This is a genomic window from Caulobacter sp. SSI4214 (assembly GCF_012184455.1).
GTDB lineage: Bacteria > Pseudomonadota > Alphaproteobacteria > Caulobacterales > Caulobacteraceae > Caulobacter > Caulobacter vibrioides_E.
In genome coordinates, this window is the sequence record NZ_SZWJ01000031.1 from 1 (window position 1) to 17516 (window position 17516).

15 protein-coding genes are annotated in these 17516 nt (G+C 67.5%); 12 read left to right on the forward strand and 3 right to left on the reverse strand.

What is annotated here, in order from left to right; translation table 11 throughout:
- Nucleotides 1–136, reverse strand: a 136-nt coding sequence (locus FCU40_RS11175) for an NTP transferase domain-containing protein (RefSeq protein WP_168074942.1), incomplete at its 3' end; no start/stop codon positions are given.
- Between the two features lie 88 nt (nucleotides 137–224).
- Here FCU40_RS11175 and FCU40_RS11180 point away from each other — a divergent pair.
- The 8 genes from FCU40_RS11180 (at nucleotide 225) to FCU40_RS11215 (ending at nucleotide 9401) form a co-directional block, all read left to right on the forward strand.
- Nucleotides 225–1280, forward strand: coding sequence for a LacI family DNA-binding transcriptional regulator (locus FCU40_RS11180; protein WP_168074944.1), 1056 nt, complete (start codon nucleotides 225–227; stop codon nucleotides 1278–1280).
- A gap of 178 nt (nucleotides 1281–1458) precedes the next feature.
- Entirely contained in the window at nucleotides 1459–2613 is a 1155-nt protein-coding gene (locus FCU40_RS11185) for a fumarylacetoacetate hydrolase family protein (protein ID WP_168074947.1), read from the forward strand.
- A gap of 46 nt (nucleotides 2614–2659) precedes the next feature.
- Nucleotides 2660–3409, forward strand: coding sequence for a D-xylose 1-dehydrogenase (xylB, locus tag FCU40_RS11190; RefSeq protein WP_168074949.1), 750 nt, complete (start codon nucleotides 2660–2662; stop codon nucleotides 3407–3409).
- A gap of 91 nt (nucleotides 3410–3500) precedes the next feature.
- The gene (locus FCU40_RS11195) at nucleotides 3501–4376 is read left to right on the forward strand and encodes an SMP-30/gluconolactonase/LRE family protein (protein WP_168074951.1); all 876 of its coding nucleotides are present in this window, start codon (nucleotides 3501–3503) and stop codon (nucleotides 4374–4376) included.
- Nucleotides 4369–6144 (forward strand): xylonate dehydratase XylD, encoded by a 1776-nt coding sequence (xylD, locus tag FCU40_RS11200; protein WP_168074953.1) that lies wholly within the window; start codon nucleotides 4369–4371, stop codon nucleotides 6142–6144. The genes FCU40_RS11195 and xylD overlap by 8 nt, the downstream gene beginning before the upstream one ends.
- 205 nt (nucleotides 6145–6349) lie before the next feature.
- Nucleotides 6350–6763 carry a hypothetical protein gene (locus FCU40_RS11205; RefSeq protein WP_175582076.1) on the forward strand — a complete coding sequence of 138 codons (414 nt, stop codon included), beginning with the start codon at nucleotides 6350–6352 and terminating at the stop codon, nucleotides 6761–6763.
- A 150-nt stretch (nucleotides 6764–6913) separates the two neighbouring features.
- A complete protein-coding gene (locus tag FCU40_RS11210; protein ID WP_168074955.1) occupies nucleotides 6914–7123 on the forward strand; it encodes a hypothetical protein in 210 nt (69 codons plus the stop codon).
- An 841-nt stretch (nucleotides 7124–7964) separates the two neighbouring features.
- Complete coding sequence (locus tag FCU40_RS11215; protein ID WP_168074957.1) at nucleotides 7965–9401, forward strand: sugar porter family MFS transporter; 1437 nt, start codon at nucleotides 7965–7967, stop codon at nucleotides 9399–9401.
- Nucleotides 9402–9802: 401 nt separating this feature from the next.
- On the opposite strand, the gene FCU40_RS11220 is transcribed toward FCU40_RS11215, so the two are convergent.
- Nucleotides 9803–10027 carry a hypothetical protein gene (locus tag FCU40_RS11220; protein WP_004623100.1) on the reverse strand — a complete coding sequence of 75 codons (225 nt, stop codon included), beginning with the start codon at nucleotides 10025–10027 and terminating at the stop codon, nucleotides 9803–9805.
- A 188-nt stretch (nucleotides 10028–10215) separates the two neighbouring features.
- Here FCU40_RS11220 and FCU40_RS11225 point away from each other — a divergent pair, with 188 nt between their 5' ends.
- The 4 genes from FCU40_RS11225 to adeC all read left to right on the forward strand — a co-directional run bounded on the left by FCU40_RS11225 (nucleotide 10216) and on the right by adeC (nucleotide 16831).
- Nucleotides 10216–10824, forward strand: coding sequence for a TetR/AcrR family transcriptional regulator (locus tag FCU40_RS11225; RefSeq protein WP_168074959.1), 609 nt, complete (start codon nucleotides 10216–10218; stop codon nucleotides 10822–10824).
- Nucleotides 10825–11063: 239 nt separating this feature from the next.
- Nucleotides 11064–12245 carry an efflux RND transporter periplasmic adaptor subunit gene (locus tag FCU40_RS11230; RefSeq protein ID WP_168074961.1) on the forward strand — a complete coding sequence of 394 codons (1182 nt, stop codon included), beginning with the start codon at nucleotides 11064–11066 and terminating at the stop codon, nucleotides 12243–12245.
- A 12-nt stretch (nucleotides 12246–12257) separates the two neighbouring features.
- Nucleotides 12258–15425: an efflux RND transporter permease subunit gene (locus FCU40_RS11235; RefSeq protein WP_168074963.1), complete on the forward strand. Its 3168-nt coding sequence runs from the start codon at nucleotides 12258–12260 to the stop codon at nucleotides 15423–15425.
- Between the two features lie 2 nt (nucleotides 15426–15427).
- Complete coding sequence (adeC, locus tag FCU40_RS11240) at nucleotides 15428–16831, forward strand: AdeC/AdeK/OprM family multidrug efflux complex outer membrane factor (protein WP_168074965.1); 1404 nt, start codon at nucleotides 15428–15430, stop codon at nucleotides 16829–16831.
- A 164-nt stretch (nucleotides 16832–16995) separates the two neighbouring features.
- On the opposite strand, the gene FCU40_RS11245 is transcribed toward adeC, so the two are convergent.
- Nucleotides 16996–17463: an Lrp/AsnC ligand binding domain-containing protein gene (locus FCU40_RS11245; protein WP_004623112.1), complete on the reverse strand. Its 468-nt coding sequence runs from the start codon at nucleotides 17461–17463 to the stop codon at nucleotides 16996–16998.
- Nucleotides 17464–17516: the final 53 nt, after the last annotated feature.

Consider the following 17516-nt stretch of genomic DNA (forward strand, 5'->3'; position numbering starts at 1 on the left):
CCTCCGCCCCTACGGCCCGGGCCAGGGCCGCCACGCGGTCCACGGCCCGGACGCCGTCCCAGTCGAGCAAGGCCTTGTCGCGCCCCATCCGTCGGGACGCGCCGCCGCAAAGGATGATGGCGCCAAGACAACTCATGCCCGAAGCTTAGCAGGATTTCCCGCCGCTCTTCCAAGCGCCGCCCGAAGCGGTCTAGTCTCCGGCCCCGCGAAGGGACCAAACAAGAATGAGCCAGCCTGCCGAGCGCCAGCGTCGCCGCACCACCCAAAGCGCCACGATCCGTGACGTGGCCGCGCGGGCGGGCGTGTCGCCGATGACGGTCTCGCGGGTGATCAACCGGGAAAGCACCGTCAAGGAAGAGACGCGGGCCCTGGTCGAGAAGGCGATCGCCGAGCTGAACTACGCGCCCAACCCGGCGGCCCGTAGCCTGGCCGGCAGCGCGCCCTTCCGCATCGGCCTGCTCTATGACAACCCCTCCACCGGCTATCTGTCGGAGTTTCTCGTCGGGGCCCTGGACGAGAGCAGCCGCACCGGCGCCCAGATCGTCATCGAGAAGTGCGCCGAGCCCGAACTGGCGGGCGCCACCCTGACCCGTCTGCTGAAGACCGGCGTCGATGGCGTGATCCTGCCGCCGCCGCTGTGCGAGTCGCCGCAGGTGCTGGCCGAGGTGAAGGCCGCCGGCGCCGCCGCCGTGGCCGTCGCGCCGGGCATGGCCAGCGCCGACATGGCCACGATCCGCATCGACAACGAAGCCGCCGCCTTCGAGCTGACCCAGCACCTGGTCGGTCTGGGCCACCGCCGGTTCGGCTTCATCAAGGGCCACCCTAACCAGACCGTCAGCCAGCAGCGCCTGGACGGCTTCATGTCGGCCCTGAAGGTCGCCGGCGTGCCGATGGAGGATATCCGGGTCGAGCAAGGCTATTTCACCTATCGCTCGGGCCTGGAGGCGGCCGAGCGGCTGTTGTCGGCCGACTCTCGCCCCACGGCCGTCTTCGCCGCCAATGACGACATGGCCGCCGCCGCCGCGGGCTTGGCTCATCGCCTGGGCCTGGACGTGCCGGGCGACATCTCGATCGTCGGCTTCGACGACACCTCGATCGCCGACAACATCTGGCCAGCCCTGACCACGGTCCACCAACCGATCGCCGCCATGGCCCGTGCGGCCGTCGATCTGGCGCTGGAGGAGATCCGGCGCCATCGCGACGGCGGCGGCGAGCCTCGCCAGCTGATGCATCCGCACACGCTGATCGTGCGGGATTCCTCGGGACCGGTTCCGGAATAGACCGCCTCTCCCGGCGCGAGAAGCCGGCCCCGCCGCGAAGCGTTGGGCGGGTCGGCTCAAATTGGTCTGACAACGCGCTTGCCGTCTCCACATGTTAGCGCTACCAAGCATTTGACGAACGAGCGCCGCCGGCCGTATCCGGCAGCCTTCAGACGCTCGACAAAGGGGAGACGACGCCATGGGCGTGAGCGAATTCCTGCCGGAAGATTGGAAAACCGCGACCTTGCTGGGTCGCATCGACTTTGGCGAAGGCCCGACGCCGGTTCTGGTGCGCGGCGGCCGCGTCGAGGACGTCTCCAAGATCGCTCCCACCGTCGCCGACCTGATGAACGCCTATGGCGCCGACGCCGAAATCCCGCGCGGCGAGGACAAGGGCCCGCTGGAAGCCCTGGATCTACGCCCGGTCTGGGAAGACCCCGACGGCGCCGCGCCCGTGAAGCTGCTGGCCCCCGTCGACCTGCAGTGCCTGAAGGCCGCCGGCGTGACCTTCGCCGTCTCCACCCTGGAACGGGTCATCGAGGAGCGCGCGCGGGGCGACGCCGCCGCCGCCCTGCGGATCCGCGAACAGCTGTCGGCCAGCATGGGCGGCGATCTGAAGAGCGTGAACCCGGGCTCGGAGGGCGCGGCGCGCCTGAAGCAGACCCTGATCAACGACGGCCTGTGGTCGCAGTACCTGGAGGTCGCCATCGGCCCCGACGCCGAGATCTTCACCAAGGGTCCCACGCTGTCGTCGATGGGCTGGGGCGATCATGTCGGCGTCCGCGCCGACAGCTCTTGGAACAATCCGGAGCCCGAAATCGTCCTGCTGTGCGACGGCGCCGGCCAGATCCGGGGCGCGTCGCTGGGCAACGACGTCAATCTGCGCGACTTCGAGGGCCGCTCGGCCCTGCTGCTCAGCAAGGCCAAGGACAACAACGCCAGCTGCGCCATCGGCCCGTTCTTCCGCCTGTTCGACGACGGCTTCAGCCTCGACGACGTGCGCTCGGCCGAGGTCGAGCTGAAGATCACCGGTCGCGACAACTTCGTGCTCGATGGCAGGTCGAACATGAGTCTGATCAGCCGCGACCCCGCCGTGCTGGCCGGCCAGGCCCACGGCAAGCAGCACCAGTATCCGGACGGCTTCGTCCTGTTCCTGGGCACCATGTTCGCGCCGATTCAGGACCGCGACGCGCCCGGCCAGGGCTTCACGCACAAGGTAGGCGACCGCGTCCGCGTCTCGACGCCGAAGCTGGGCGTGCTCGAGAACGAGGTCACCACCTGCGACCAGGCCAAGCCCTGGACCTTCGGCATCTCGGCCCTGATCCGCAATCTGGCCGGTCGCGGCCTGCTCTGATCAGCGCCGCCTTGCTCCAATCCCTCTTGTCACGGTCGTAAGCAGCATGTCCTCAGCCATCTATCCCAGCCTGAAGGGCAAGCGCGTCGTCATCACCGGCGGCGGATCCGGCATCGGCGCCGGCCTCGTCGCGGGCTTTGTCCGCCAGGGGGCCGAGGTGATCTTCCTCGACATCGTCGATGAGGATTCCAACGCCCTGGTCGCCCAGTTGTCGGGCGGCGCGGCCATCACGCCGGTCTACAGGCGTTGCGACCTGATGGACCTGGCGGGACTCAAGGCCGTGCTGGCCGAGATCGGCGACATCGACGTGCTGGTCAACAACGCCGGCAATGACGACCGCCACAGCCTGGCCGATCTGACGCCGGAATACTGGGACAACCGCATCGGCGTGAACCTGCGCCACATGGTGTTCGCGGCCCAGGCGGTCGCGCCGGGCATGGCCCGGCGCGGCGGCGGCGCGATCATCAATTTCGGCTCGATCAGCTGGCACCTGGGTCTGGAGGACCTGGTCCTCTACGAAACGGCGAAGGCCGGCATCGAGGGCATGACCCGGGCGCTGGCCCGCGAACTGGGTCCCGACGACATCCGCGTCACCTGCGTGGTGCCCGGCAACGTCAAGACCAAGCGCCAGGAGAAGTGGTACACGCCCGAAGGCGAGGCCGAGATCGTCAAGGCCCAGTGCCTGAAGGGCCGCATCCTGCCCGACAACGTCGCCTCGCTGGTGCTGTTCCTGGCCTCGGACGACGCTTCGCTGTGCACCGGCCACGAGTATTGGATCGACGCCGGCTGGCGGTGACCGGCGCGGCCGCGCGCGCGTTGGGGCTTCCATGGAGGCCTTCGCCGCCTTATCGAACGGCCAACATCGGTTTTACGGAGAACGGTCGAGCATGAACGCCGTCACCTGCGTCTGGGATCTGAAGGCCACCCTGGGCGAGGGCCCGATCTGGTATGACGACAGCCTGTGGTTCGTCGACATCAAGAGCCACAAGATCCACAACTACAACCCGGCCACCGATGAGCGCTTCAGCTTCGACGCGCCGGAGCCGGTGACGTTCATCGCCCCATTGGCCCCGAACGCGCGCGCCGGCTTTGTCGTCGGCCTGAAAAGCGGCCTGCACCGCTTCCACCCGGTGATGGGCGGCTTCAAGCCGCTGATCCAGGTGGAGTCGGCCGAACTGAACAACCGTCCCAACGACGCGACCGTCGATCATGGCGGCCGCCTGTGGTTCGGCACCATGCACGATGAAGAAGAGGCCAAGAGCGGCTCGCTTTACCGCATGGACTCCACCGGCGTGGCGCGGATGGACAAGGACATCTGCATCACCAACGGCCCGTGCGTCTCGCCCGACGGCAAGACCCTCTACCACACCGACACCCTGGAAAAGATCATCTGGGCGTATGACCTCGCCGAGGACGGGACGCTGTCGAACAAGCGCGGCTTCGTGAACTTTCAGGGCGAAAACGCGGTCTATCCGGACGGATCGGTGGTTGATTCGGAAGGTTATCTATGGACCGCCCTGTGGGGCGGCTTTGGCGTCGTCCGCATCTCGCCCGCCGGCGAACTGGTGGCCCGCATTGAACTGCCGGCGCCCAACGTGACCAAGCCCTGCTTCGGCGGGCCCGATCTGAAGACGCTTTACTTCACCACCGCCCGCAAGGGCCTGAGCGACGAGACCCTGGCCCAGTACCCACTGTCCGGCGGTCTGTTCGGCGTTCGGGTCGACGTCGCGGGCCAGCCCCAATACGAGGTTCGCCTTGCCTGAACGCACGCCCCGCCGGTTCCGGTCCCGCGATTGGTTCGATAACCCCGACCACATCGACATGACCGCGCTCTATCTGGAGCGCTTCATGAATTACGGGATCACGCCGGAGGAGTTGCGAAGCGGCAAGCCGATCATCGGCATCGCCCAGACCGGCAGCGACATCTCGCCCTGCAACCGCATCCACCTGGACCTCGTCCAGCGGGTGCGGGACGGGATCCGCGACGCCGGGGGCATCCCCATGGAGTTTCCGGTCCATCCGATCTTCGAGAACTGCCGTCGTCCGACGGCGGCGCTGGACCGGAACCTCTCCTATCTGGGTCTCGTCGAGACCCTGCACGGCTACCCGATCGACGCCGTCGTCCTGACCACCGGCTGCGACAAGACCACCCCGGCGGGGATCATGGCCGCCACCACGGTCAACATCCCGGCCATCGTCCTCTCCGGCGGTCCGATGCTGGATGGCTGGCACGAGGGCGAGTTGGTCGGCTCGGGTACGGTGATCTGGCGCTCGCGCCGCAAGCTGGCGGCCGGCGAGATCACGGAAGAAGAGTTCATCGACCGCGCCGCCAGCTCGGCGCCGTCGGCGGGCCACTGCAACACCATGGGCACGGCCTCGACCATGAACGCCGTCGCCGAGGCCCTGGGCCTGTCGCTGACCGGCTGCGCGGCCATTCCCGCCCCGTACCGCGAGCGCGGCCAGATGGCCTACAAGACCGGCCAGCGGATCGTCGACCTGGCCTATGAGGACGTCAAGCCGCTCGACATCCTCACCAAGAAGGCCTTCGAGAACGCCATCGCCCTGGTGGCGGCGGCCGGCGGCTCGACCAACGCCCAGCCGCACATCGTGGCCATGGCCCGTCACGCCGGCGTCGAGATCACCGCCGACGACTGGCGCGCGGCCTACGACATCCCGCTGATCGTCAACATGCAGCCGGCCGGCAAGTACCTGGGCGAGCGCTTCCATCGGGCCGGCGGCGCGCCGGCGGTGCTGTGGGAGCTGCTCCAGAACGGCCGCCTGCACGGCGACGTCCTGACCGTCACCGGCAAGACCATGGGCGAGAACCTGGACGGCCGCGAGACCACCGACCGCGAGGTGATCTTCCCCTACGCCCAGCCGCTCGCCGAAAAGGCTGGCTTCCTGGTGCTGAAGGGCAACCTGTTCGACTTCGCGATCATGAAGTCCAGCGTCATCGGCGCCGACTTCCGCGCGCGCTACCTGTCGGAGCCCGGCAAAGAGGGCGTCTTCGAGGCCCGCGCCATCGTGTTCGACGGCTCGGACGACTATCACAAGCGGATCAACGACCCGGCCCTTAAGATCGACGAGCGCTGCATTCTCGTCATCCGCGGCGCGGGTCCGATCGGCTGGCCCGGCTCGGCCGAGGTCGTCAACATGCAGCCGCCGGATCACCTCTTGAAGAAAGGGATCATGAGCCTGCCCACCCTGGGCGACGGCCGCCAGTCGGGCACCGCCGACAGCCCTTCGATCCTGAACGCCTCGCCCGAGAGCGCGGTGGGCGGCGGCCTGTCGTGGCTGCGCACCGGCGACACGATCCGCATCGACCTCAACACCGGCCGCTGCGACGCCCTGGTGGACGAGGCGACCATCGCCGAGCGCAAGAAGGAGGGCATTCCCGCCACGCCGGCGACCATGACGCCCTGGCAGGAGATCTACCGCGCCCACACCGGCCAGCTCGAGACCGGCGGGGTGCTGGAGTTCGCGGTCAAGTACCAGGACCTGGCCTCCAAGCTGCCCCGGCACAATCACTAGAGCGTGATAGCCGAAAGTGTGAGCGGCTTCGGCGGTTATCACGCTCTAAATGTTTGATCTGAAGCCTTATTTTCCGCTCGAATGATTCCATTCAAGCGGATAAGGCTCTAAGGACAAAAGCCCCCGGAGCGGTCCGGGGGCTTTCTTCTTGGCCCCTGGCCTTGTCGGGCGCGGCTTGCGAGGATGCCTCCGGGAGGGTCCCGCCTTGCAAGATTTCGAGCCCCTTGTCGTCGCCGCGCGCCAGGCCCGGACCGCCGGCCATCCCGACCAGGCCCGCGAGCTCTACGCCAAGGCCGCCGAGCGGGCTCGCGCCGCCGGCGCCGCCGCGCCGCTGGCCCATGCGCTGCGTCACATCTCTGATCTGGATCGCGAGGCCGGCCAGGTCGAGCAGGCGCTGGCGGCCGCCGACGAGGCCGTCGGCCTCTATCGCGCCAGCCCGGACGCCACGCCGCTGGACCTCGCCAACGCCCTGCGGCTGTCGGCCCTGGCGCGCGAGGCCTTGGGACGCCCCGCGGTCGACCTGTGGCGCGAGGCCGGCGCGCTCTACCTGGCCGCCGACGTCGAGGCGGGCGTGGAGGAGGCCGAAAGACGACTGGGCGTTCGGCTCAGCGGCCGATGACCGGGCGTCTCGGTAAACAAGCTTGACCACTGCAAGGGGATTAAGAAATCCCTAAAAAACTTGCGGTCAATTGTAAAATTCTCTTCTCGGTTGAAACTCAAAATGAGGCTATGGTGATTGCCCTAAGGGGAATTACTTAGCGCGGACGGCATGTTGTCGGTGAGCCAGGCCTTAGAGGAACGCAAGGAGTCGCCGGCCTTGGTGGTCGTGACGACGGCGTTTCAACTCGCCCTGGTGGTGCTGGTCTGGCTGCTGGCCCTGGTTCCGGCCGCGGTGGCCGCCTTAACGATGTTCGCGATCAAGATGATACGCCGCGCATTGGGCCGCACCCCGCCCGCCGGCGGCTCTACGGTGTTTTGAGAATGGAAGCGCGGCAAGCGACCAACGGCTTCGATCAGACAATTGAGGCGCGCTGGAACGCTCAGGACACCATCGTCACCGCCGGACCGCCCCTACGCCACCGGCCCGCCTCGCGGCGGTAGATATAGACGCCCCCGTGGGCGCACAGAGCCCCGCAAACCGTGGACTCGTAGATCGCCGCTGTCCGCCCCCGAGTATCGATCAGCGGCGCCGACAGCACCGAAATCCATAGGCGTGAGCCCGCCTTTTGACCCGCGAGATCCTCGGGGGTCGCCCTCCGCGTTCCAGCGGGCAGGTGGTCAAGGAGATCCGGACAGGCCTCGAAAAGCCCCATAGGAGGGCGCGACGCGGCGATGGCGCGGAGACTCCTTGGCAAGTTTCCGCGCGCCATGGCGAAAATGGCGTCGAAACGCCCTCCTCCGCCATCGAAGACCCGCCAACCCGATCGAGCCTTTTCGGCCAGGACTTGCGCGCCCAAGGCGCAGACGCGCGCCGGAGCTGAACGAGGTGACGCGGCGACAGCGGGCTCTCCCGACAAGGCGAGCAGGCCAACGAGCGCAAGAGTTTTCAGCGACGTGAAGGCCATGTTCGGAACCTGATGGTCGAAACGCATGATTTACATTCGTAGTTCGTAAGTGAATCTTCGTCAAATGACGTCGCTTCTTCCGGTTTGCGTCTGCTATCGAAGCGTATGGTGGGATGAATCCCCCGCGCCAGCAGCGGTCGCCTGAACCACCGCTTGCGCGCTGATACCGGTAACACTAAGGTCGCCGGCAACTAGAGGTCCGACAAGGACCATAGGCATCAAAGCGGGCCACGCGGCCCAACGGGGAGGACACCTGTGGCTTCAGTTTCCAACGCCGGTCCCAGCGCGGGGATGAGCGCCGAGGGCGCGAAGGTCAATATGGCCTTCGTGGCCGCGATCGTCGCCGTCGCCACCATCGGCGGCTTCATGTTCGGCTACGACAGCGGCGTCATCAACGGCACCCAGACGGGCCTGAAGGCCGCCTTCAACCTGACCGAGGCCGGCGAGGGCCTCAACGTCGCCGCCATCCTGCTGGGCTGCGCGTTCGGCGCGTTCGCGGCCGGCCGCCTGGCCGACGTCTGGGGCCGCCGCACGGTGATGATCATCTCGGCCCTGCTATTCGTGATCAGCGCCCTGGGCACCGGCGCGGCCCACACCTCGCTGGTCTTCGTGCTGTTCCGCCTGGTCGGCGGCCTGGGCGTCGGCGCCGCCTCGGTGCTGTGCCCGGTCTACATCTCGGAAGTCACCCCGGCCAATATCCGCGGCCGCCTGTCGTCCGTGCAGCAGATCATGATCATCATCGGCCTGACCGGCGCCTTCCTGGCCAACTACGCCCTGGCCCACACCGCCGGCAGCTCGACCGCGACCTTCTGGCTGGGCCTGCCGGCCTGGCGCTGGATGTTCTGGATGCAGGTCATCCCGGCCGGCGTCTTCTTCCTCTGCCTGCTGGGCATCCCCGAGAGCCCCCGCTACCTGGTCGCCAAGGGCCAGGACGCCAAGGCCGAGGCGATCCTGTCGCGCCTGTTCGGCGAAGGCCAAGGCGCCAAGAAGGTCGCGGAAATCCGCGCCTCGCTGGCGGCCGACCACCAGCCCAAGTTCTCGGACCTGCTGGACCCGGTGACCAAGAAGCTGCGCGTCATCCTGTGGGCTGGCCTCGTGCTGGCCGTGTTCCAGCAGCTGGTCGGCATCAACATCGTCTTCTACTACGGCTCGGTGCTGTGGCAGTCGGTGGGCTTCACCGAGGACGACAGCCTGAAGATCAACATCCTGTCCGGCTCGCTGTCGATCCTGGCCTGCCTGCTGGCGATCGGCCTGATCGACAAGATCGGCCGCAAGCCGCTGCTGCTGATCGGCTCGGCCGGCATGGCGGCGACCCTGGCCGTGATGACCTGGTGCTTCTCGACCGCCACCACGGTGAACGGCGCCCTGCACCTGGATCCCAGCGTCGGCCCGATCGCCCTGGTCGCCGCCAACCTCTACGTGATCTTCTTCAACCTCTCCTGGGGCCCGGTCATGTGGGTGATGCTGGGCGAGATGTTCCCCAACCAGATGCGCGGCTCGGCCCTGGCCGTCTGCGGCTTCGCCCAGTGGATCGCCAACTTCGCGATCTCGTTCAGCTTCCCGATCATGAAGAAGGCCAGCCTGCCGGCGACCTACGGCTTCTACGCCGTCTGCGCCGTGGTCTCCTACTTCCTGGTTCAGAAGCTGATCCACGAGACCCGCGGCCGCGAGCTCGAGGCGATGGAAGGTTAGAGCGTGATAGCCGAAAGTGTGAGCGGTTTCGGCGGTTATCACGCTCTAAATGTTTGATTTAGAGCCTTATTTTCCGCTCGAATGATTCCATTCGAGCGGATAAGGCTCTAGGCGCGTCAGTTCCTCCCCGCATCGCGGGGGAGCATCTTGGTCAAAAAGCGCCCGGAGGCCTCGGCTTCCGGGCGTTTTCTTTTGCGCGTACACCTGAATGACATCGCCGGACCAACCTGGCCCGAGCCCAACAAACACGTCCGCGTCCGGGAGCCCCCTGCCCGCCAAGTCGGCGCGGTTTCGAAACTTCCGATACCGGACCCCGGACTGGAGCGTGACAGCCGAAAGTGTAAGCGGTTTCGGCGGTTATCACGCTCTAAATGTTTGATTTAGAGGCCTCTAAAGACGCCTCAGCCCAGCAGATGACGCATGGTCTGGGCGACCACCTGGGTCAGGGCGGCGCGGTTGGCCGCCGGCGCGTCGGCCTCGTGGACCAGCAGGCCTTCGAAGAGCAGGCCCACCACGTCGCTGCGGGCCTGGAGCTCGGCCTCGCTCCATTCCGGCCTGCGATTGGTTTCGAGCATCGTCTTGGCTCGGACGACCGCTTCCTCGACCGCCGCGTGTTGGAATTGCATGAGTCACACCCGAAATAGGAGGCGTCGCCCTTGACGTCGCCCCTTCGATGCCCGAAATGAGAATGAACGTTCATTCTCATTGGGCTGGACTTAGGCCCCGGTTTATCGCAAGTCAAGTCGTCCTCGCGTCCGGTTCGCCGCCTCCACGGAATCTTCATGCCGCGCTTCGTCCCTACCGGGATTTTCCAATGACCGACGAGATCGCTCCGGAAACGCCGACGGGCCGTCCCTCGCCGGAATCGCGTCGCCAGCAGATCCTGGACGCCGCCTGCGACCAGGTGCGCCAGCGGGGGTTCCACGGCGCCAGCATGGCCGACATCGCCAAGGCCGCCGGCCTCAGCGTCGGCCAGATCTACCGCTACTTCGAGAACAAGGAAGCGATCATCGCCGCCATCGTCGCCCAGGACCTGGCCGAGATGCGCGACAAGTTCGCCGAAATGGAAAGCCAGCCGGGCACCCTGCTGGACGCGCTGGACGATCACCTGCCCGACGCCCTCGACAAGTGCCTGGACCCCGGCCGCGCCGCCCTGGCGCTGGAAGTGCTGGCCGAGGCCGCGCGCAATCCGAAGGTCGCCGCCATCGTCCGCGCCGCCGACGCCCAGGAACGCGCCCTGGCCACGACCATGATGGAGCGCAATCGCCATCCCGACTGGAGCGAGTCAGAGTTCCAGGCCCGCTGCGAGGTGGTGGGACTGGTCTTCGACGGCCTCTTGATGCGCGGCATCAACCACCCGGACATCGACCGCCCGGCGGTCACCCAGGTGTTGCGTGCCACCATGCGCTATCTGCTGAGCTGAAAATCGCCGCTCAAGCGGGGAGTTTCGACACGCCGATTTCACCAAATGCCGGTTGAAATACGCGGGCGAGATGACATTTCCGCTAGGTCAGCGAAAAGCGGCTCCACGGAGGTTGACTCCGATCAGCGCCGTACCTATGTGCAGCCGACTTGAGAATGAACGTTCATTCTCACTTTGTTTATCATGCTGGACGCGTCAAGGGTAACAGCCCGCGCGGCCGCCGCATTCCGGGGTCAAACATGCAATTCCAACGCTCGGCCGTGACGACGGCCGTGGGACTCGCCGCCATCGCCCTCACGCTCGCCGCGTGCGGCAAAGGCCAAGGAGCCGGCGGCGCCGGCATGGGCATGGGCGGTCCGGCCGAGGTCGGCTATATCGTCGTCCAGCCCCAGAGCGTCGGCCTGACCACCGAGCTGGCCGGCCGCACCTCGGCCTATCTGGTCTCGGACGTGCGCCCGCAGGTGGGCGGGGTGATCAAGTCCCGCCTGTTCCAGGAAGGCTCGATCGTTCACGCGGGCCAGTCGCTGTACCAGATCGACCCGGCCACCTATCAGGCCACCTATAACAGCGCCGTCGCCGCCCTGGCCCAGGCCCAGGCCCAGGCGACCAGCGCCAAGCTGAAGGCCGACCGCTACAAGACCCTGGTCGAGACCGGCGCGGTGTCCAAGCAGGACAACGACGACGCCCAGGCCGCCGCCCTGCAGACGGCCGCCGCCGTCGCCGTGCAGAAGGCCGCCGTCGACAACGCCCGCATCAACCTGAACTACACCAAGGTCGCCGCGCCGATCTCGGGCCGGATCGGCAAGAGCTCGGTGACCCCGGGCGCCCTGGTCACGGCCAGCCAGGCCACGGCCCTGGCCACGGTGCAGGACCTGTCGAAGATCTATGTCGACGTCACCCAGACCTCGGCCGAGCTGCTGAAGCTCAAGGAGCAGTTCGCCAGCGGCAAGCTGGGCAAGGCCGGCTCGACCTCGGTCAGCCTGAAGCTCGAGGACGGCTCGACCTATCCGCTGGCGGGCTCGCTGGAGTTCTCGGACATCACCGTCGATCCGGGCACCGGCGCGGTCGGCCTGCGCGCGGTGTTCCCGAACCCGAATGGCGCGCTGCTGCCGGGCATGTACGTCCACGCCGTCCTGACCCAGGGCGTCGCCTCGGGCGGCGTGCTGGTGCCGCAGACCGCGATCCAACGCGATCCCAAGGGCAATGCGATGGTCAGCGTGGTCGGGGCCCAGGGCGCCGAGCCGCGGCCGGTCACGCTGGGCCAGACGGTCGGCGACAAGTGGCTGGTCACCGGCGGCCTGAAGCCCGGCGACAAGGTCATCACCGAGGGCCTGCAGAAGCTGCGCCCCGGCGTTCCGATCAAGCCGGTCCCGGCGGGTTCGGCGCCCGCCGCCCAAACCGCCCCTTCGGCCAAGCGCTAAGGCCAGGTTCCGATGCTTTCCCGTTTCTTCATCGACCGGCCCATCTTCGCGTGGGTCATCGCCATCGTGATCATGCTGGCCGGGGCGCTCGCCATCCGGACCCTGCCGGTCGCGCAATATCCCGACATCGCCCTGCCGCAGGTGTCGATCACCGCCGTCTATCCCGGCGCCTCGGCCAAGACGGTCGAGGACAGCGTCACCCAGGTCATCGAACAGAAGATGAAGGGCCTGGACGGCCTGGAATACATGTCGTCGACCAGCGACAGCTCGGGCACGGCCACCATCACCCTGACCTTCAAGGCCGGGGCGAACATCGACATCGCCCAGGTGCAGGTGCAGAACAAGCTGCAGACGGCCACCGCGCTGCTGCCGCAGGAGGTTCAGCAACAGGGCCTCACCGTCGCCAAGGCGGCGCGTAACTTCATGATGGTCGTGGGCCTCTATTCGGAGGACCCCAAGACCACCAACACCGACCTCGCCGACTATCTGGCCTCCAACATCCAGGACCCGCTGAGCCGCATCGACGGCGTCGGCGACATGCAGCTGTTCGGCGCGCAATACGCCATGCGCATCTGGCTGGATCCACAAAAGCTGGCCAGCTTCGGCCTGACCCCGGCGGACGTCGCCAACGCCATCAGGGCTCAGAACGCCCAGGTCTCGGCCGGCCAGCTGGGCGGCGCGCCGAACCTGCCGGGCACCGGCCTCAACGCCACCATCACCGCCCAGTCGCGCCTGCAGACCCCCGAGCAGTTCCGCGCCATCATCCTGAAGAACAGCACGGGCGGGGCCACGGTGCGCCTGGGCGACGTCGCCCGGGTCGAGCTGGGCGCCGAGAACTACGTCTCCGTGGCCAAGTTCAACGGGCACCCCGCCGCCGGCCTGGCCGTCAAGCTGGCCCCCGGCGCCAACGCGCTGAACACCGCCAAGGCCGTGAAGGCCAAGATGGCCCAGCTCGAGAAGAACTTCCCGGCCAGCTACAAGTACGTCGTCCCCTACGACTCGACGCCGTTCGTGAAGCTGTCGATCGAGGAAGTGGTCAAGACGCTGATCGAAGCCATCGTGCTGGTGTTCATCGTCATGTTCCTGTTCCTGCAGAACTGGCGCGCGACCCTGATCCCGACGATCGCCGTGCCCGTCGTGCTTCTGGGCACGTTCGGCGTGCTGGCGGCCTTCGGCTACTCGATCAACACCCTGACCATGTTCGGCCTGGTGCTGGCCATCGGCCTGCTGGTCGACGACGCCATCGTCGTGGTCGAGAACGTCGAGCGGGTGATGTCCGAGGAGGGCCTCTCGCCCGTCGAGGCCACCCGCAAGTCGATGAACGAGATCACCGGCGCCCTGATCGGCATCGCCCTGGTGCTGGCTGCGGTGTTCGTGCCCATGGCCTTCTTCGGCGGCTCGCAGGGCGTGATCTACCGGCAGTTCTCGATCACCATCGTCTCGGCCATGGCCCTGTCGGTGGTCGTCGCCCTGGTCCTCACCCCGGCCCTCTGCGCCACGCTGCTGAAGCCGGTCGAGAAGGGCCATCACGACGAGAAGACCGGCTTCTTCGGCTGGTTCAACCGCAGCTTCAACGACCTGTCGTCGCGCTATCAGGGCTCGGTCCGGGGCATCCTGGGCAAGAGCGGCCGCTACATGGCCGTCTACGCCGCGATCATCGTGGCCATGGGCCTGCTGTTCGTCCGCCTGCCCAGCGCCTTCCTGCCGGATGAGGACCAGGGGATCATGATCACCCTCGTCCAGCTGCCGGCCGGCGCGCCCGAGGAAAAGACCCTTGCCGTGCTGGACAAGGTGCGCGAGCACTTCCTGGTCGGCGAGAAGAACGCCGTGCAGTCGGTGTTCACCGTCTCGGGCTTCAGCTTCGCCGGCGCGGGCCAGAACGCCGGTCTGGCCTTCGTCCGCCTCAAGGACTTCGACCATCGCAAGGCCGGCCCGCTGAAGGCCCAGGCCGTGGCCGGTCGCGCCATGGCGGCGTTCAGCCAGATCCGCGACGCCATGGTGTTCGCGGTGATCCCGCCGGCCGTGCCGGAACTGGGCACCTCGTCGGGCTTCGACTTCCAGCTGCAGGATATCAGCGGCGTCGGCCACGACACCCTGATGCAGGCCCGGAACATGATGCTGGGCATGGCCTCGAAGGACCCGAACCTGGTGGGCGTGCGCCCCAACGGCCAGGACGACACCCCGCAGCTGAAGATCGAGGTCGACCAGGCCAAGGCCGGCGCCATGGGCCTGACCACCGCCGACATCAACAGCGCGCTCAGCTCGGCCTGGGGCGGGACCTATGTGAACGACTTCATCGACCGCGGTCGCGTGAAGAAGGTCTACATGCAGGCCGACGCCCCCTACCGCATGACGCCGGAAGACCTGAACCGCTGGTACGTGCGCAACAGCAGCGGCCAGATGGTCGCCTTCCCGGCCTTCGCCACCGCGTCGTGGACCTACGGCTCGCCGCGCCTGGAGCGCTATAACGGTCTGTCGTCCATGAACATCCAGGGCGCCCCGGCCCCGGGCAAGAGCTCGGGCCAGGCCATGGACGCGATGGAAAAGCTGGCCGCCAAGCTGCCGCCCGGCATCGGCTTCGAATGGACCGGCCTGTCGGCCCAGGAACGCGAGTCCGGCAACCAGGCCCCGGCCCTGTACGCCATCTCGATCCTGGTGGTGTTCCTGCTGCTGGCCGCTCTTTACGAGAGCTGGTCGATCCCGCTGGCGGTGATCATGGTCATTCCGCTGGGCGTCGTCGGCGCCCTGCTGGCCACCTTCGCCCGCGGCCTCAGCAACGACATCTACTTCCAGGTCGGCCTGCTGACGACCATGGGCCTGGCGTCCAAGAACGCCATCCTGATCGTCGAGTTCGCCAAGGACCTGTACGAGAAGGGCCTGTCCCTGATCGACGCCACCCTGGAAGCGGTCCGCATCCGTCTGCGTCCGATCATCATGACCTCGCTGGCCTTCGTCTTCGGCGTGCTGCCCCTGGCGATTTCCAACGGGGCGGGGTCCGGGGCCCAGCACGCCATCGGCACCGGCGTGATCGGCGGGATGCTGTCGGCCACCCTGCTGGCGATCTTCTTCGTCCCGCTGTTCTTCGTGGTGGTCGAGAAGGTCTTCAAACCCAAGCACGCCGGTCATGACGCGGCGGTCGCCCAGCAGGGCGGCGAGGCGTCGTCGACGGAGGCCCACTGATCATGCTGCGTAACCTTTCCCTGATCCTCGTCGCCTCCACGGCGCTCGGCGCCTGCACCCTGGCGCCCAAGTACGAGCGGCCGGCCTTGCCGGTCGCCCAGACCTGGTCGACGCCGACGCCGGAGCCGGCGACCTCGGTCACCGCCGCCGACCTCGACTGGCGCCAGGTGCTGGTCGATCCGCGCCTGCAAGGCGTGGTCGACCTGGCCCTGAAGCAGAACCGCGACCTGCGCGTGGCGGTGCTGAACATCGAGAAGGCCCGCGCCCAGTACGGCGTCCAACGCTCGGCCCTGTTCCCCGGCATCAACGCCGTGGGTAGCGAGACCCGGAGCCGCACGCCGGCCGTGGTCTCGCAGACCGGCAAGGCGTTCGACACCGAGGTCTACACCGCCTCGGTCGGCTTCACGGCCTATGAGCTGGACCTGTTCGGCCGCGTCCGCAGCCTGAACGCCTCGGCGCTGCAGAGCTATCTGGCCACCGAGGAGACCAGCCGCTCGGTGCGCGTCAGCCTGATCGCCGAGACCGCCAACGCCTGGCTGACCCTGGCCGCCGATCAGGATCGCCTGGCCCTGGCCAAGGACACGCTGGCGACCCGCGAGGAGTCGCTGCGCCTGACCCAGCAGCGGTTCGATGGCGGCGCGGGCTCGGCCCTCGACCTGCGCAACGCCCAGACCCTGGCGGAGACAGCGCGTTCGGACGTGGCGACCTACACCGCCCAGGTCGCCCAGGACCGCAACGCCCTGGTGCTGCTGGCCGGCGCGGACGTGCCCGCCAACCTGCTGCCGTCCGGCGGGATCCAGACAGCCAATATCCTGGCCGACCTGCCCGCCGGCCTGCCGTCGGACGTGCTGACGCGTCGTCCCGACGTCCTGGCCGCCGAGCATCAGCTGAGGGGCGCCAACGCCAATATCGGCGCGGCCCGCGCGGCCTTCTTCCCGCGCATCAGCCTGACCGGCTCGACGGGCACGACCAGCACCGACCTTGACGGCCTGTTCAAGAGCGGTACGGGGACCTGGAGCTTCACGCCCCAGATCAGCCTGCCGATCTTCGCCGGCGGGGCCAATGTCGCCAATCTGAGCAGCGCCAAGGCCAGCCGCGACATCGCCGTGGCGACCTATGAGAAGACCGTCCAGACGGCCTTCCGTGAGGTCTCCGACGCCCTGTCGGTGCGTAACACCATCACCGACCAGGTCTCGGCCCAGGAACGTCTGGTGGTCGCGGCCGCCGACAGCCAGCGCCTGTCGCAACAGCGCCGCGACGCCGGCCTGGACAGCGCCCTGACCCTGCTGGACGCCCAGCGCTCGCTGTACGCGGCCCAGCAGGGCCTGATCACCGCGCGCCTGGCCCGGGCCAGCAACCTCGTCACCCTCTACAAGGCCCTCGGCGGCGGCGCTCCGGCGACCTGATCCGAAGACCTGAAAGCCTTCCCCGGCGACGGTCGGGGAAGTTCGCTGACCATCATCCCCCCACCCCCGATGGTCACGAACGGAACGGGCGCGCTCCTCCCCCCCCCATCCCTGGAGGCGCCCGTTCCACCTTCCCTGGCGGACCGCGCCTCTCCGGGAATCTCCTACAGCGGCAGCTGCACCGTGCTCTTGACCTCTTCCAGCACCGCGTAAGTCCGAGTCTCGCGCACGCCGGGCATCTTGACCAGGATGTCGCCCAGGAAGTTGCGATAGGCCTCCATGTCGCGCACGCGGGCCTTGATCAGGTAGTCGAACCCGCCGGCCACCATGTGGCACTCCAGGATCTCGGGCGCGCGCCGCACCGCCGAGGCGAAGTCCTCGAAGGTCTCGCCCGTCGTGCGCTCCAGCACCACCTCCACGAAGATCAGCAAGGCCCGACCGACCTTGGCCGGGTCCAGCAGCGCGACGTAGCCGGTGATGAAGCCGCGCTCGCGCAGCCGACGCACACGGTCGAAGGTGGCCGCCGGCGACAGGTTGCAGCGCTTGGCCAGCTCGGCGTTGGTGATCCGGCCATCGGCCTGCAGAACCTTCAACAGGCGACGATCGGTGTCATCCAGAGCGGAGATGGTCATCGAGAATTTTCTCCGAAGAAGCTTCGAAAAATAACGCTAACAAACGAAGCACA